General features: G+C 68.4%; 13 protein-coding genes. 8 read left to right on the top strand and 5 right to left on the bottom strand.

Going from position 1 to position 15,016, the window contains the following annotated elements; all coding sequences use genetic code 11:
• Positions 1–74: 74 nt before the first annotated feature.
• Positions 75–1,373 carry a sugar ABC transporter substrate-binding protein gene (locus tag AB0J62_RS26360; protein ID WP_363876449.1) on the bottom strand — a complete coding sequence of 433 codons (1,299 nt, stop codon included), beginning with the start codon at positions 1,371–1,373 and terminating at the stop codon, positions 75–77.
• A 344-nt stretch (positions 1,374–1,717) separates the two neighbouring features.
• Here AB0J62_RS26360 and AB0J62_RS26355 point away from each other — a divergent pair, with 344 nt between their 5' ends.
• Positions 1,718–2,929, top strand: coding sequence for a hypothetical protein (locus tag AB0J62_RS26355; protein ID WP_363876446.1), 1,212 nt, complete (start codon positions 1,718–1,720; stop codon positions 2,927–2,929).
• Between the two features lie 281 nt (positions 2,930–3,210).
• A complete protein-coding gene (locus tag AB0J62_RS26350; protein WP_363876443.1) occupies positions 3,211–6,063 on the top strand; it encodes a M36 family metallopeptidase in 2,853 nt (950 codons plus the stop codon).
• A gap of 74 nt (positions 6,064–6,137) precedes the next feature.
• Here AB0J62_RS26350 and AB0J62_RS26345 read toward each other — a convergent pair whose 3' ends face one another.
• On the bottom strand, positions 6,138–6,680 hold the full coding sequence (locus tag AB0J62_RS26345) for a PadR family transcriptional regulator (protein WP_363876440.1): 543 nt from the start codon (positions 6,678–6,680) through the stop codon (positions 6,138–6,140).
• A gap of 109 nt (positions 6,681–6,789) precedes the next feature.
• Between AB0J62_RS26345 and AB0J62_RS26340 the strand changes: the two genes are divergently transcribed.
• A complete protein-coding gene (locus tag AB0J62_RS26340) occupies positions 6,790–7,650 on the top strand; it encodes an SDR family NAD(P)-dependent oxidoreductase (RefSeq protein ID WP_363876437.1) in 861 nt (286 codons plus the stop codon).
• 97 nt (positions 7,651–7,747) lie between these two features.
• On the opposite strand, the gene AB0J62_RS26335 is transcribed toward AB0J62_RS26340, so the two are convergent.
• Positions 7,748–8,758, bottom strand: a complete 1,011-nt coding sequence (locus AB0J62_RS26335; RefSeq protein WP_363876434.1) for a LacI family DNA-binding transcriptional regulator — start codon at positions 8,756–8,758, stop codon at positions 7,748–7,750.
• A gap of 116 nt (positions 8,759–8,874) precedes the next feature.
• On the opposite strand from AB0J62_RS26335, the gene AB0J62_RS26330 reads away from it, so the two are divergent.
• From AB0J62_RS26330 to AB0J62_RS26315, 4 genes are all read left to right on the top strand, one after another.
• A complete protein-coding gene (locus tag AB0J62_RS26330; RefSeq protein ID WP_363876431.1) occupies positions 8,875–9,777 on the top strand; it encodes an amidohydrolase family protein in 903 nt (300 codons plus the stop codon).
• Entirely contained in the window at positions 9,774–10,334 is a 561-nt protein-coding gene (locus AB0J62_RS26325) for a cysteine dioxygenase family protein (RefSeq protein WP_350865503.1), read from the top strand. Before AB0J62_RS26330 ends, AB0J62_RS26325 begins: the two co-directional genes overlap by 4 nt.
• A gap of 99 nt (positions 10,335–10,433) precedes the next feature.
• Complete coding sequence (locus tag AB0J62_RS26320; protein ID WP_363876426.1) at positions 10,434–11,252, top strand: methyltransferase domain-containing protein; 819 nt, start codon at positions 10,434–10,436, stop codon at positions 11,250–11,252.
• A gap of 13 nt (positions 11,253–11,265) precedes the next feature.
• Entirely contained in the window at positions 11,266–12,138 is an 873-nt protein-coding gene (locus tag AB0J62_RS26315) for a MarR family winged helix-turn-helix transcriptional regulator (RefSeq protein ID WP_363876422.1), read from the top strand.
• A gap of 3 nt (positions 12,139–12,141) precedes the next feature.
• Here the strand turns inward: AB0J62_RS26315 and AB0J62_RS26310 are convergent, their stop codons facing one another.
• Positions 12,142–13,236 (bottom strand): TIGR03118 family protein, encoded by a 1,095-nt coding sequence (locus AB0J62_RS26310; RefSeq protein WP_363876419.1) that lies wholly within the window; start codon positions 13,234–13,236, stop codon positions 12,142–12,144.
• 172 nt (positions 13,237–13,408) lie between these two features.
• On the opposite strand from AB0J62_RS26310, the gene AB0J62_RS26305 reads away from it, so the two are divergent.
• Complete coding sequence (locus AB0J62_RS26305; protein WP_363876416.1) at positions 13,409–14,239, top strand: PhzF family phenazine biosynthesis protein; 831 nt, start codon at positions 13,409–13,411, stop codon at positions 14,237–14,239.
• On the opposite strand, the gene AB0J62_RS26300 is transcribed toward AB0J62_RS26305, so the two are convergent.
• On the bottom strand, positions 14,236–14,859 hold the full coding sequence (locus tag AB0J62_RS26300; protein ID WP_363876413.1) for a hypothetical protein: 624 nt from the start codon (positions 14,857–14,859) through the stop codon (positions 14,236–14,238). The two genes, AB0J62_RS26305 and AB0J62_RS26300, sit on opposite strands and share 4 nt — an antisense overlap.
• Between the last annotated feature and the right edge of the window lie 157 nt (positions 14,860–15,016).

Here is a 15,016-nt window from a genome sequence, read left to right as displayed (position 1 = left end):
GAAGAGCAGGACGGCAGGGCTGATGAACAGGTAGCCCGGCAGCCAGTCCCGGCGCTGTGGTTTCAGAGGGGGTTTCAGACCAATCCCTCCAGCGTGGTCTGCGCCTTGCGCAGCGCGTCGGCCGGCGAGGCATTCCCGGTGAGCACCTGCTTCCAGCCGTCCTCGATCGCCTTCTGTACGGCGGCGCCCTTGTCCGGCGACGGGATCGGCGTCGCGTAGGACAGCGCCTGGTACAGGTACTCCGTGCCCTTCGGCGCGTCCTCGAGGAACGACTGGCTGTTCGCGACCGACTTGCGGGCCGGCACGATCGTCCCGCCCAGCTGGGCGAAGAACGACGAGCCTTCCTTTGAGATCAGGAACTTGATGAACGTCCAGGCGTCGTCCTTCTTCTTCGACGCCTTCAGGATCGGGTACCCGTTCCAGCCGACCGGCGAGCCCTGTCCGGCCTTCACCGGCCACGGCACGATCCCCATCTTCGCGGTCGCCTTCAGGTTCCGGATGCTGATGATCGGCCAGCGCCCGCCGCCGAACATCGCCAGCTTGCCCTGCGCCGCCGCGGTCGTCGCGTCGAACGTGCCGCCGGGCGGCGGCGACAGCTTGTCGGCGACCAGCTTCCGGTTGAAGTCAGCGGCCTCGATGACGCGAGGGTCGTCGTACGTCGGCTTGGACCAGTCGTCGCTGAAGCTACTGGTCCCGTTGGTCAACAGCCACGGCATGATCGCCGCGAAGTACTCCGGGCCTGCGGCGTACCCGAACGCACCCGTCTTGGCCTTGATCTGCTCGCACGCCTGCCGGAAGTCGTCCCACGTCCACTTCGGCGTCGGCTCGGGTACGCCGGCCTTCGCGAACAGCTCCTTGGAGTACCACATGCACATCGTGTTGAACTCGCCCGGCAGGTAGTACGTCTTGCCGTCGGTCGACGCGTACTTCTTGTCCCACTCGACCAGGTTCGGATCCATGTCGCCGTAGTACTCGTCGATCGTCGACTTGTCCTTGGCGATGTAGTCGTCGAGCGGCGCGAGCAGGCCCTTGGACGCGAACAGCCGCTGCCCCTCGGTCGCGATCTGGATGACGTCCGGCACCTGACCGCCGGCGATCCGGGTGGACAGCTTGTTGAAGAAGTCGCCCCAGTTCGACAGCGGAATGCCCTCGGCCTTGAGCTTGATCTCCGGGTGCTGCTCGGTGAACTTCGCGAACAGCTTGTTCCACGTCGCCTGCTGCTCGGCCGTGCCCATGTACACGAACGAGAGCTCCTTGGACGACGAGCCGCCGCCGCTCCCGCCACCACCACCGCAGGCGGCCAGCGCGGCGGCCAGCGCAGTACCTCCCGTCGCCTGGAGAAGGTGCCGTCGACTGAGGGTTCGCCGACTCATCAGGGGCTGATCCATGACCGGACCTCCAGGCAGGGAAATCGATTTCTCGAAGGTTCCCGGCAGCATAGCCCCGGCTGTCCAAACCGTGTCAAGACTCGGCGCCCGGGAAACTCAGGGGGAAACCTTCACCGCGACGCGCACCCTGTGTAAGCCCGCGATCACGCGGAAATTCGGGCGGATCGGGGCGGGTGTCATGGGTTCACCCATGACATTTGTCATCGGCCCGATCGCTGGCGTCCCTGCGTCCGGCCGACGGACGATGCGAAGACCCCCCATTAATGCTGGCCTCCGCCCCGGCCGTGAGGGTCGTGTGAACGGAGGTCTGCCCAACTCGAGGAGTCCAGTTGAGGCAACGGATTCTCGTGTCCGCCCTGGGCGTCGGCGCACTGGCCGTCGCGGGACTGACCGTCCAAGCTGTGTCCGCATCGGGAGCCGACGCGGCCACCACCCCCTACACCGCCGGGAAGCACGCCGCCCGCGTCTGCTCGGCCGCGAAGGCCAAGCACACCGCCAGCTGCAACGCGGTGAAACTGGTGAACCCGGACGGGTTCACACCGGCGGCCACCTCGCCGCCGTCGACCGGCCTGACCCCGACCGGTCTGCGCGACGCGTACAAGCTCAACGGCCTCAGCGCCGGCGGCCGCACGGTCGCCATCGTCGACGCCTACGGCTACCCGAATCTGGAGCGCGACCTCGGCGTCTACCGTTCCCAGTTCGGCCTGTCCGCGTGTACGACCGCCAACGGCTGCCTGAAGGTGATCAACCAGACCGGCGGCACGTCGCTGCCGCGGTTCAACGCGGGCTGGGCCGGCGAGCAGGCGCTCGACGTCGACGCGGTCTCCGCGGCGGCGCCGGACGCGAAGATCGTCGTCGTACAGGCCAACTCCGCGAGCTTCGCCGACCTCGGCACTGCGGTCCAGACCGCGGCCAAGCAGGCGGGTGTGGTGGCGATCTCGAACAGCTACGGCGGCGGCGACGCCTCCGATGCAACCTACGGCGCGTACTACAACCACCCGGGCATCGCAGTCACCGCGTCGACCGGTGACGACGGCTACCAGGGCGGCAGCTACCCGGCGTCCTCGTCGTACACGACGGCCGTCGGCGGTACGTCGTTGGTTGCCGCCAGCAACTCTCGGGGCTGGAGCGAGACCGTGTGGAGCGGTGCGGGCTCGGGCTGCTCGACGTACAACACCGCGCTGCCGGGCGCAGCGTCGTTCAGCACCGGCTGCTCGAAGCGTGCGATGGCGGACGTCTCGGCCGCGGCCGACCCGGGCAAGGGCGGCATGGCGATCTACTACCCGACGAGCAAGACCGCGTCGACCTGGGCGCAGTTCGGCGGGACCAGCGAGGCCGCGCCGATCATTGCCGCGGTCTACGCGCTGTCCGGCAACACCAGCGGCTACGCGAACTCGTTCCCGTACGCCCACCCGGGCTCGCTGTTCGACGTGACCAGCGGCAGCAACGGTTCGTGCCCCACGACCCAGTGGTGCAACGCCCGGACCGGCTGGGACGGCCCGACCGGCCTCGGTACTCCGAACGGCGCCGGCGCCTTCTGACCCGCTGTAACACTCTGGGCGACCGGACAGTGGCTGCGTGCAACCATTGTCCGGTCGCTCCTAGTACTGTTCCGAGCACGAAGGACAACCCTCGACTCCACGACATTCCGGGGATTTCTCTTCCCCAGAAGCTCCCGCAGGCCTAAGGTCAGCCCCCGGGACGGGTCGTGGAGGGCGACCCGCTAATTCGAACTCCATGGAGATTTGCTGTGACATCATCACGCAGAGGGCGGGGGCTCCTGGCAGTCTCAGCCGTCTCCGCGGCCGCCGTTGTGCTGGCCATGACCGCCGGTGGCGCGGACGCCGCGCAGAAGCCCGGCGGCGCCGACGCCAAGAAGCCGGCCCAGGCCGACAAGCAGGCGTCGGGCAAGGAGCGTAAGGGCAACTACGACGCCCGGACGCCGAACGCCAAGACCACCTACGCCCGCACCGCCAAGGTGCAGGGCAAGGAGACCGCCGCGTCGAAGAAGTTCCGCGACTCGCTCGGCACCCAGGGCGTCGTCGAGGTCGACCCGAACACCGGCACCCCGGCCCAGGTCACCAAGCTGAACGGCTTCCTGACCGGCAAGAGCGCCAAGAAGGCCACCGACGTCGCCCTCGGGTACGTGAAGGCCCACCCGGAGATCTTCAAGCTCTCCGACGCGGACCTCGGCACGCTGAAGCTGCGCAAGGACTACGTCGACGACCTCGGTACCCACCACATCTTCTGGACCCAGGTAGTCGACGGCGTCGAGGTCTTCGGCAACGGCCTGAAGGCCAACGTCACCAAGAACGGCCAGCTGATCTCCGTGATGGGCTCGCCCGTCGCCGGTCTCGCCACGGCCGCGCAGACGCGGTCCGCCGAGGCCGCGCCGAAGGTGTCCGCGGCCGGCGCCCGCAGCGCCGCGATCAAGGACGTCGGCGGTACGCCGAAGTCCGCGACCGCGACCACGTCCGGTGTGAACACCAAGTGGAGCAACGGCGACACCGCCCAGCAGGTGTGGTTCCACACCGCCGACGGGCTGCAGAAGGGTTGGTTGACCTACACCAACTCCGGTGGCCAGAACATCTACAGCCACGTCGTCGACGCCCAGACCGGTGCCACGCTCTACCGCAAGGACCTGGTCAGCGAGGGCAACGGCGACGCGCTGGTGCAGGACTACTACCCGGGCGCCGCCAAGGGCGGTACGCAGCGCACCGAGAACCTGATCTACAACAAGTGGCTGCCGAAGAACGCGAAGACCCTCCTCGACGGTACGTCGGTCTCGGCCTTCGCCGACGTCAACGACGACAACCAGCCGAACCCCGGTGAGACGGTCAAGGTGCCCGGCACCAAGACCGGCTCGGAGTACAAGCTGACGACCTTCCAGAACGCCTCGTCGTTCTGCTCGGCCGCGTTCATCTGCACCTGGGACCCGGCGAAGCCGGACTCCTGGAAGACCAACATGAACCAGGACGTCACCAACGCGTTCTACCTGGCCAGCAACTTCCACGACTGGCTGGCGAAGCCGCCGATCAGCTTCACCCCGGCGGCCGGCTCGTTCGACGCCGCGGGCGGCGACCCGGTGATGCTGAACGCGCTGGACGGCGCGGCCACTGCCGCGAACGGCGGCCCGGACGCGAACCACATCGACAACGCGAACATGTCGACCCCGCCGGACGGCCAGTCGCCGACCATGCAGATGTACCTGTGGCACTTCCCGGGCACGACCGACCAGCAGGAAGGCTATGTTCCGTCGAGCGGCGCGAACGACGCCAGCATCCTGTACCACGAGTACACCCACGGTCTGTCGAACCGCCTGGTCGTCGACGCCACCGGGAACTCCACGCTGAACAGCATCCAGGCCGGCTCGATGGGCGAGGCGTGGAGCGACTTCTACGCGATGGACTACCTGGTCTCGCACGGCCTGGAGAAGGACACCACCGCTCCGGGTGAGGTCCTCGAGGGCCGGTACGTCTCGCACGGCGAGCTGTTCCGTACGCAGGCGATCGACTGCCGCGTGAAGGCGGTCAGCCCGAACTGCATCCAGCCCGACGGTTCGAAGGGCGGTTACACCTACGCCGACTTCCCGACCATCGGCGGCTCGCCCGAGGTGCACGCCTCCGGTGAGGTCTGGGCACAGACGCTGTGGGACCTGCGTGAGCGCTTCGGCCGTAGCTACGCGATGAGCATCATCACCCGCGCGATGGAGCTGTCGCCGGCCGACCCGACGATGCTCGACATGCGCAACGCGATCGTCCAGGCCGACCTGGTCGCCAGCGGCGGCAAGAACGCCGACACGATCTGGACCGTCTTCGCCAACCGCGGCATGGGCTGGTACGCCGGTGTCGTCGACGGCGGCGACGCGTTCCCGGCCGAGGACTTCCACAAGCCGCCGACGGGTGCGACCACGACCCTGACCGGCAAGGTGACCGACAAGGACACCGGTGCTCCGGTGGCCGGCGCGCTGGTCTACGTCGGCGGCCACTCCTCCGGGTACGCCGGTGACTACGCCGGCACGACCGATGCCAACGGCAACTACGCAATCACCGGCGTCGCACCGGGCACGTACCCGAAGCTCGTGATGTCCGCACCGGGGTACGAGTTGCTGGTTCAGCCGGCCACGGTCAAGCCGGGCGCCAAGGCGAACTTCGCGCCGCGCCGTAACTGGGCCGCATCCTCCGGCGGCGGCACGGTGACCGACTTCAACGGTCCGGACTTCACGCCGCAGTGCGGCCCGGCGTTCGCGATCGACAACGCGCAGGGCACCGGCTGGGGCAGCACGACCGGCGACGACAACGGCACGCCGACCAACACGATGATCGAGAAGCACATCGACATCAAGCTGCCGGCCAAGGTCAACGTCAGCGGGTTCAACATCGACCCGTCCAACACCTGTGGTGACCCGGGCAGCGCTTCGACCGGTGGCTACCGGGTGGAGACCTCGGTCGACGGCACCACGTGGGCAGTCGCGGCGTCGGGCACGTTCGACGCCACGAACCGGGGCAAGTACAACCTGGTTGCCCCGACCGGCAACGCGACCGGCATCCAGTACGTCCGGTTCGTCATGACCAGCCCGCAGGTTCCGGACTTCAAGACGAACTGCCCGGACGGCGCCTTCGGCGGTTGCCAGTTCACCGACATGACCGAGATCCAGGTCTTCGGCAAGAAGTAACCCAAGAAGTAACCCAAGAAGTAACGCAGTACTGCTGAACGGAAGGCCGGCCGGGCTCCTTGCCCGGCCGGCCTTCACGCATGTTTCGGGGGCTTGGCGGGCGGGACGGTCTGCGCCCATTCGGCCCAGTCGGCGAGGGCGGAGTACAAGCGGATGCCTGCCTCGATCGTGACGCGCATCGACTGGGTCTGCTCGCTGTACCCGAATTCGCCGCGATCCTTGCGGGCGGCGTAATCGCGGTACTGGTCGGCGAGCTCGCGATAGTAGGTCGCCTCGGCCTCGAGGTGACGCTGGAGTTCGTCGGTGTCCATCATCCAGAAGAACAGTGAGCGCAGCAGTGGCTGCAGCCGCATGGTGTGGTCGACGTCGACGTCGGTCAGCCAGCGCTTCACCTCCGCGACGCCGGCATCCGTGATCCGGTACGCCTTCCGCCGCCGCGGCCCCTCGCTCTCGACCTCGACCAGGCCCTCGGCGGCGAGCTTGTTCAGCTCGGCGTAGATCTTCGGGTGCTGCGCCGGCCAGATCGAGCCAAGTACCTCGGTGAACCGTCTGGCCAGGTCGTACCCGCTGGCCGGCCCTTCGGCGAGCAGCCCGAGCAACCCGTGCCGCAATGACATGTCCACCTCCTGTGCTGTCCCGCCATCTTGACATGTCCGTTGGGACATGTGCATTCTCGGATATGTCCCTAGGGACATGTCCTAGAGAACATCTGCGAGGGGAGTTCATATGACTGAGGCACGGGCGGTTCTCGTCACCGGATCAACCGGCGGCATCGGTACGGCGACGGTCCGGCTGCTGCAGAGCCGGAGTTTCACCGTGTACGCCGGGGCGCGTGGTCCGGCTGCGTTCGAGCCGGGGGTGCGGGTGGTGCCGTTGGACGTTGCGGATCCGGAGAGTGTGGCCGCGGCGGCCAAGCGGGTCGCGGGGGAGGTCGACGGGCTGTGGGCGGTGATCAACAACGCCGGTGTGATCGTCCAGGGTCCGCTCGAGCTGGTCCCGGCCGACGAGTGGCGACGGCAACTGGAGGTGAACACGCTCGGCCCCGCCTCGGTGATCCGTGAGTTCCTGCCGCTGCTGCGTGCCGGCTCCGCTGCGGGGGATGCCGGGGGTCGGGTTGCTGGGCGGATCGTCAACGTGAGCGCGGCGACCGGGAGGGTTGCGATGCCGTTGCTGGGTGCGTTGTCGGCAAGCAAGGCCGGGTTGGAGGCGCTGTCGAACGCACTGCGGTTGGAGCTGGCCGCGTGGAAGATCCCGGTGGTGGTGGTCGAGCCGGGAACCACCGAGACGGACATCTTCGCGCGGGCCGGCGCGGCCGCGGACGCCGCGATGCAGCACGCCGACCGCGATCGGGTGGGTTTGTACGCGGCGCATCTGGCGGCGTACGAGAAGGCGATGGGGCGGTTCAAGCCCGGGTCGGTCGAGAAGGTCGCGGAGGTCATCGTCCGGGCGGTCGAGGCGCGTCGTCCGCGCCGTCGGTACGCCGTCGCCGAGGCCCGGACGCTCGGCGCGATCCTGCCGAAACTGCCGGCCGGGTTGCGGGATCGCGTGGTCGGCGGAGCCGTCGGACTGAACGGCATCAAACCGTAGGGCCGGCTGATCACATGGTGGACAACGCGCAGTAAGTGTAGTGAATTAGTCTAGTTTCGAGCGCGTGGATCCTGTCGGGTATCGGTGGCCGGCTCGCCTAGGTGGAGGGCGGGGCGGCGACCGAGCCGCGTTCTATCAGGGTCGGCGTGAGGGTGGTGCGGCGGACGCGGCGGTTGGTGTCGACGGCGGACGTGACGCGGCTGACCACGTGCGTGACCAGCTCGTCGAGGGGCCAGTGGAACGTCGACAGCGGTGGCGTGAGCAGCTGGGACATCGGCTGATCGTCGTACCCGAGCAGGGACAGCTCGTCCGGGATGCGCAGGCCGAGCTCGCGGCTCGCGGCGTACACGCCGAAGGCCATCGAGTCGGCGAGCGCGAGGATGCCGGTCGGGCGGGGCGTGCTGGTCAGCAGCGTCCGGGCGACGTCGGTCGCGCCGGCCAGGTCGTGCGGGCACTGCAGCAGGCGGAGCTTCAGGCCGAGGTCGGCCGCCACCCGTTGGGCGAGCTCCTCGGCCGGGCGCTCAACCTCGAAGCGTCTGGTCGGGCTGAGCACGGCGACGCTGCGATGACCGGCATCGGCGAGCCGGCGCAGCGCAGTACTCACGCCGGTCTCGTTGTCGAAGATCACCTCGGACTTCGCCTTCGCGCCGGGCAGGGCATCGCCGATCGCGATCACCGGCGCCTGCTTCGCGATCTCGGCCCAAGCCTTGGCGGCCGGGTCGATCGGGATCACCACGATCGCGTCGGCGCGGTGGTCGACGAGGTGCTGGGCGAGCTCGAGCTGCCGGTCCGCGTCGCCGGCCGAGTCGATGATCCAGGCATTCCGGTCGGGGGCGAGGAGCTCGCGACCGAGCGCGGCCGCGACGCGCTGCTGCCAGAGATCCTCGAGGGACGCACACAGGACGCCGATCGAGCCGCTCCGGCCCGAGGCGAGCGCGCGAGCGACCGGATCGGCCTGGTATCCGAGGCGATCGGCCGCGTCCTGGACCCGCTGCCGGGTCTCGGGTGTGCCGTGCAGACCGCGCAGTGCATACGACACAGCGGCCATCGAGAGCCCGGTCTCGGCGGCGATGTCCTTGAGGGTTGGCCTCCGGCCGGTTCCGGACATGCCCACGACCCTAGCCGCAGCCGTGGACAGAAACTTGACAACCACGCCTTTGAAGCGCTTCACTCTAGACATCCTGAAGCGCTTCAATCTGATCAAACTCCGGAGAGGGGGAGCCGATGATCGACGTCCACCAGCACCTGTGGCCGGAAGCGTTCGTCGACCGGCTCCGGGCGCGCCGCGAGCCGCCGTACCTCGACGGCTGGACGCTGCACACCGCGACCGAAGCGCCGTACGACGTGGATCCCGCGGCGCACGAGCTCGGCAAGCGGGTGGCGCTGGAGCAGGACGCCGGGACGACGCTCGCCGTGGTCTCGCTCTCGAGTCCGTTGGGTATCGAGGAGCTCGGGGACGCCGGACTGCTCGATGCGTGGCATGAGGGTGCGGCAGCCTTCCCGGAGCCGTTCAAGGCGTGGGCGTCCGTCGACCTGCTCGAACCTGATGTCGATCAGCTGGAATCCCTTCTGGACAAGGGATTTCTCGGGTTGCAGCTGCCCGCGCACGTGCTCAGCTCGCCGTCGTCCTGGGAAGCGCTGGGTGACTTGCTACAGACGCTGGAGCGGTTGAACAAGCCGATCCTCGTCCACCCCGGCTCCGCCCGATCGAACGAAGCGCCGTGCTGGTGGGCGCCGGTCGTCGACTACACGACCCAGCTGCAAGCGGCCTGGTGGGCGTGGCATGCGTTCGACGGACGACGGACGTACCCGCGCTTGCGGCTGTGCTTCGCCGCCGCCGCCGGTCTCGCGCCGGTGCACCATGAGCGGCTGGCCGCCCGCGGCGGGCGACTCGGCACGATCGACCCCAATCTGTACGTCGACACCTCGAGCTACGGCCCGCAGGGGATCGACGCGGTCGCGCGGATCCTCGGCATCGACCAGGTCGTGCACGGCACCGACCGGCCGTACGCCGGAACCACCGACCTCCGCCAGGGCGACGCCGCAACCGCGGTGATCCGCCACGACAATCCCCACCGGCTGCTCTTCGGCGCCGGTGCGACTACTCCTGAGAGGGGAGTGCAGTGACTGCCCAGCCGATCGACGTACCCAACGTCCCAGCTCGCCAGGCCAGCCGGCTCGTGGAGCTCAACAACTGTCTGTCGCTGGACGACCTTCCGGGCCGGGACCTGACTCCTGCCGAGCTGTCGGAGCTGGCCGCGTCGATCGCCGCGCAGCCGCACCTGTGGGAGGACCAGGTCGCGTACTCCGACGAGGAGCGCGTCTTCGCCTCCCTGCACCGCGACGCGAACGTCGACGTCTGGCTGATCTGCTGGACCCCGGTGAACGACACCGGCTGGCACGACCACGACGTCTCCTCCGGCGCGGTCGCGGTCGCCCGCGGCAAGCTCGTCGAGCACAATCTCGCGATCGGCGTCGAGTCGATCGAGACCGAGGTCGAGGCCGGCGACGTCTACGGCTTCGGCCCCGACCACATCCACCGCCTCACCGGCCTCGACAAGGGCAGCGTCACCGTCCACGCCTACAGCCCACCCCTGTGGCGCATGGGCCAGTACTCGGTGAAGGAAGGCGTACTCCGCCGCGTCTCCGTCTCCTACGCCGACGAACTCCGCCCGATCGACTGACAACAGAGCAGAGGGAACAGCGGGGCATCCCGGGGCAGATCGATCTGCCCCGGGATCTGGCCTGCCTGGGAGCGGGTTTTGTGCTCAGACTCGGGTGTCATGACGATGCACTTGGAGCTCGAGGAGCACTACACCGAGCGGTACGACGAAGCCAGCCGGCTGGGCTCGACCGTCAAAGGACGGCTGGAACTCGCCCGGGTACAGGACCTGCTGAACAGGTACCTTCCAGCGCCTCCCGCAGCGGTCGCGGACATCGGCGGCGGACCCGGAGTCCACGCCGGCTGGTTGAAACACCGGGGGTACGACGTCGAGCTGCTCGACCCGGTCGAGCGTCACGTCCGACAAGCGACCGACGCCGGAATCAGCGCAGTACAAGGGGATGCACGGCGGCTGCCGTGGGAGGACGAGGAGTTCGACGCGGCGTTCGTGGCCGGTCCGATGTATCACCTGCGGGAGGCGGACGAACGGCAGCTCGCGCTGCGGGAGGCGATCCGGGTGACGAAGCTCGGTGGGTTCGTCGCGGTCGTTGCGATCAACCGGGCCGCCAACCTGATCGGCTCCACCCTGGCCAACACGTTGATCGAACGGCAGAGCGTGGTGACGGACATCCTTCGCGACGGGTACAGCCCTCGCAACGAGCGGATGGCACACACGACGTACCACACCGTCGCCCAGCTGCGGGCCGAGCTCACGCACGCCGGCCTGCGCGGCGTGATGATCCACGGCCTGACCGGGCCGGGTGGCTGGCTGACCGTGATGATCGACGCGCACTACGGCGACCGTCCGCTCCCGGACAGCCTCCAGGAGCCGGATCCGCTGCGTACGGCGCTCGAGTGCGCGCGCCTCGCGGACAGGTACCCGGAGATGGTCCAGTCGAGTTCTTTGCTGTTCGGAGTAGGCCAACGGGCGATTCTCTGACTAAAGTCAGAGAATGGATGTTGTTGGAGTGCGCCGGTTCAATCGGATGGTGACGCAGCGGGTCGGGGCGTTGCAGGAGGACTATCTGGCGCGCGGTCGTCCGCTGGGGGAGGACCGGGTGCTGTGGGAGATCGGCGCGGACGGGTGCGACGTGCGGACGTTGCGCGCTCGGCTCGACCTCGACTCCGGGTACCTGAGCCGGTTGCTGCGGTCGTTGACGGGCGCCGGCCTGGTGCAGGTCGAGCCGAGCGCCGCGGATGCGCGGGTGCGGATCGCCAGGCTGACGAAGAAGGGGTTGGCGGAGCGGCGCGTGCTCGATGCGCGGTCGGACGAGTTGGCGGCTTCGATCCTCGAGCCGCTCGACGAACGGCAGCGGGCGCGATTGACCGCGGCGATGGACGAGGTGACCCGGTTGCTCACCGCGTCGATGGTCCGGGTCGAGATCGTCGATCCGCGGCTGCCGGTGGCGCAGTACTGCCTGAACGCGTACTTCGAGGAGCTCGGGCGGAGGTTCGAGTCCGGGTTCGACCCGGCGCGGAGCATCTCGGCGGACCACGCCGAGCTGACCCTCCCCGCCGGGTTGTTGCTCGTAGCAACGTTGCGATCGGAGCCGGTCGGTTGTGGTGCACTCAAGCTGCACGGGTCCGAACCGGCCGAGATCAAACGGATGTGGGTCTCACCGGATGCGCGCGGACTCGGCCTGGGCCGCCGACTGCTGGCAGAGCTCGAGCGTACGGCGGCCGCCCGTGGTGCCACCGCCGTACGCCTCGAGACCAACCACAACCTGAAGGAAGCGATCGCCCTCTACCGCTCCTCAGGCTTCGAGGAGGTACCGGCCTTCAATACCGAGCCCTACGCACATCACTGGTTCGAGAAGTCTCTCTGATAGCTACGGCATCCGGAGTTGGCCGAGGAGACCATGGGTTTCGTTGGCCGGTCCGGCGGAGAACCAGAGGGTGTCGGTGCCGCCGGTGGTGGCAGTGCCCGGCAGCAGGGCCCAGAGGCCGTCGATCGCCAGGGGCCTGCCATGGGTGTTGCGGACCTGTCCGGCGAACTCGAACCTGCCGTGGGACTTCGGGTGCAGGACGTTGATCCGGCCGTCGCCGAAGTTGCCGACCAGGAGCGTGCCGGTGGGCTCACCCCAGGTCGCGGGGGCTAGGGTCAGGCCCCACGGCGCGTTCAGCATGCCGCGGGAGGCCACCCGGGTGACGAACCTGCCGTCGACGGTGTACTCGTCGACGTACCCGAGTCCGCGTCCGGCCTGGCTGCGGCCGGTCTTGGGGTCGGGCTTGGCATATGTCACGAAGATCCGGTCGTTCAGCGTCTGCACGTTGAACGGCGCGAACCCGCGCGGCAGCGAGAAGTCACGGAACGCCCACTTCGACAGCTTCATCGGCATGAACGCGCTGTCGAACACGTCGATCCTGCCCTGCGCGAAGTTCGCCGCGAAAAGCCGGTCGGACGTCGGTGAGATCGCAAGCCCGGTGTACGCCGCGCCCTTGGTGGTCGCCTTGATGTCGGCCGGACCCATCAGGGGGTTGATCGTGGGGTTCCAGGCCGCGATCTGCCCGGTCAGCGTGGCGAAGATGAACCGCGCGGGCGCGGAGGCGGTGGCGTTGCTGACCAGGAACCCGGTGCCGGGGTTCGACACCTGCCCGGTCGGCAGCGGCACCGTTACCCGGACGGCCGGCGACTTCGTCACCACGTCCGAGCCGGGCGCGGCGGAGTACAGCGTGGACGACGACGTGCCCTGGTTGGACACCCAGAGCGGGGTGGTCGCGCCGAGCGACATCCCCCACGGGTTCACCAGGTCCGGGTCGGTCAGGACGGCTTTGCCCGCCTGGTCCGAGACCAGGTTGACCTGTTGTACGGCGAGCGCGTGGTGCGACCCGTGAGCGCTGGCGGTCACGGGGGTGACAAGTGCGAGGCCGCTGACCAGTGCGGTGGCTACCGCGAGTGGCCGGCCCTTCGAGCGGAGTGACATGTCACTTTCCTGTCGGTAGGGATGCGGAACACCATCGATACGACCGGGTGGGCTAGGCGGTTCAATCGGCGCGCGGTAGACATGGCGCAGTACTCGGGCGCGATGGCCTGACCGGTCCACCCGGTGCCGAATGGCTATGGAAACCCGCTGACGTCCTGTTTAGCGTCGAGCCATGAGGATCAGGGTTGTCGATGCGTTCGCCGATCGTCCGTTCAGCGGTAATCCGGCCGGAGTGTGTCTCTTCGAGGCCGGGGCATGGCCCGACGAGGCCTGGATGCAGTCGGTAGCGGCCGAGCTGAACCACGCCGAGACCGCGTTCGCCCGGCCGTCGGAGCGGATCGACGCGGACTGGGATCTGCGCTGGTTCACGCCGACGAAGGAAGAAAAGCTCTGCGGGCACGCGACGCTGGCGACCACCCATGCGCTGGCTGCGGACGGCAAGGTGTCCGGGAAGGTCGCCTTCGCGAGCCTGAGCGGCATCCTCGTCGCGACGGTCGAGGACGACGGAATCAGGCTGGACTTCCCGGTCAACCGGCCGTTCGAGGTGCCGGTCCCCGATGGGCTGGCGGCGTCGCTGGCGGTCGAGCCGCTCGAGGTGTACGTCGCGGGCGAGCTCCGTGATCTGCTCGTCGTCGTCCGTGACGAGGCGACGGTCCGCGCGGTGGTCCCGGACTACGACGTGATGGCCGGGATCATCCAGCGCGAGAAGCTGCGCGGCGTGATCGTGACGGCCCAGAGTTCGGCGCAGAGTTCGGCGCAGAGTTCGGAGTACGACTTCGTCTCGCGGTTCTTCGCGCCGGGCAGCGGGATCCCGGAGGACCCGGTCACCGGGAGCGCGCACACCAGTCTGGCGCCGTACTGGGGTGAACGCCTCGGGCGGAACGAGCTGGTCGGATACCAGGCGTCCGCCCGAGGCGGGGTCGTGCAGGTCAGCTCATCCGGCGACCGCGTCTACCTGAAGGGCCAGGCGATCACGGTCCTCGAGGGCGAGCTTCTCGTCTAGGCCCAGGTCTCGGCGTGGGTGGCTACGCCGTTCGGGGCGATGAGTTCGGTGACGACGTCCTCGGCGTCGGCGTCCAGCGGCTCGAACGGCGGCTCCGGTACGACGTACGCCCGCGCTCCGGCGACCATCTCGATCCCGGGCAGCTCGAACCAGGCCTCGCCGACCTCACGGCTGATCTCGTAGATCGCCTGCTCGGCGGAGTCGACCGGCTCCCGCTCGCCGGACTCGTCCAGCTCGGCCGGGTGCCGTTCCTGCGCGGCGCGGCCGGCCTCGAGCAGTGCGTCCAGGTCGACCACACGCAGGTCGAAACGCGACACCACACTGATCACCTGGTCCGGCTCGACGTCTTCCTCGTCCTCATCGTCGTCGGACTCGTCCAGCAGTAAGGGCGTCGTACCGGTGTGCTCGAAGACGGCCTCGTTCCAGTCTTCGACGACGCCCTCGAGTGCGGCATTGTGCTCGAAAAGCTCGGAGGTGTCCTCGTCGCCGGTCATCGCGAGCAGCGCGTCGGTGTGGGCCTGCAGGCGCTCGGCGAGCTTCCGGCTCGCCTCGGCCAGCGCGGTCCGGGTGTCCGCGGAGAAGAACTGCTCTGCGGGGGCGGGGGTGTCCAGTTCAGTCACGTGCGGGATCTTCCCTTGTCTGTCGGTGGGGATGCCAGCCGTAAGTATGTGAGAAGCCTGTGAGAGCTCTGTCAGCGGGTGTGAGAGGCCTGCGAGAACCCTCCTGACCGGGCCGCTAGCGGTGTGCAGTGAATCCATGAGTACTTACACCGCGAGG

This window comes from Kribbella sp. NPDC049584, from assembly GCF_040675555.1.
In the GTDB taxonomy this organism is placed as follows: Bacteria; Actinomycetota; Actinomycetes; order Propionibacteriales; family Kribbellaceae; genus Kribbella.
Note: the sequence above shows the minus strand (reverse complement) of the source record. Positions and strands in the feature narration are given on the sequence as shown.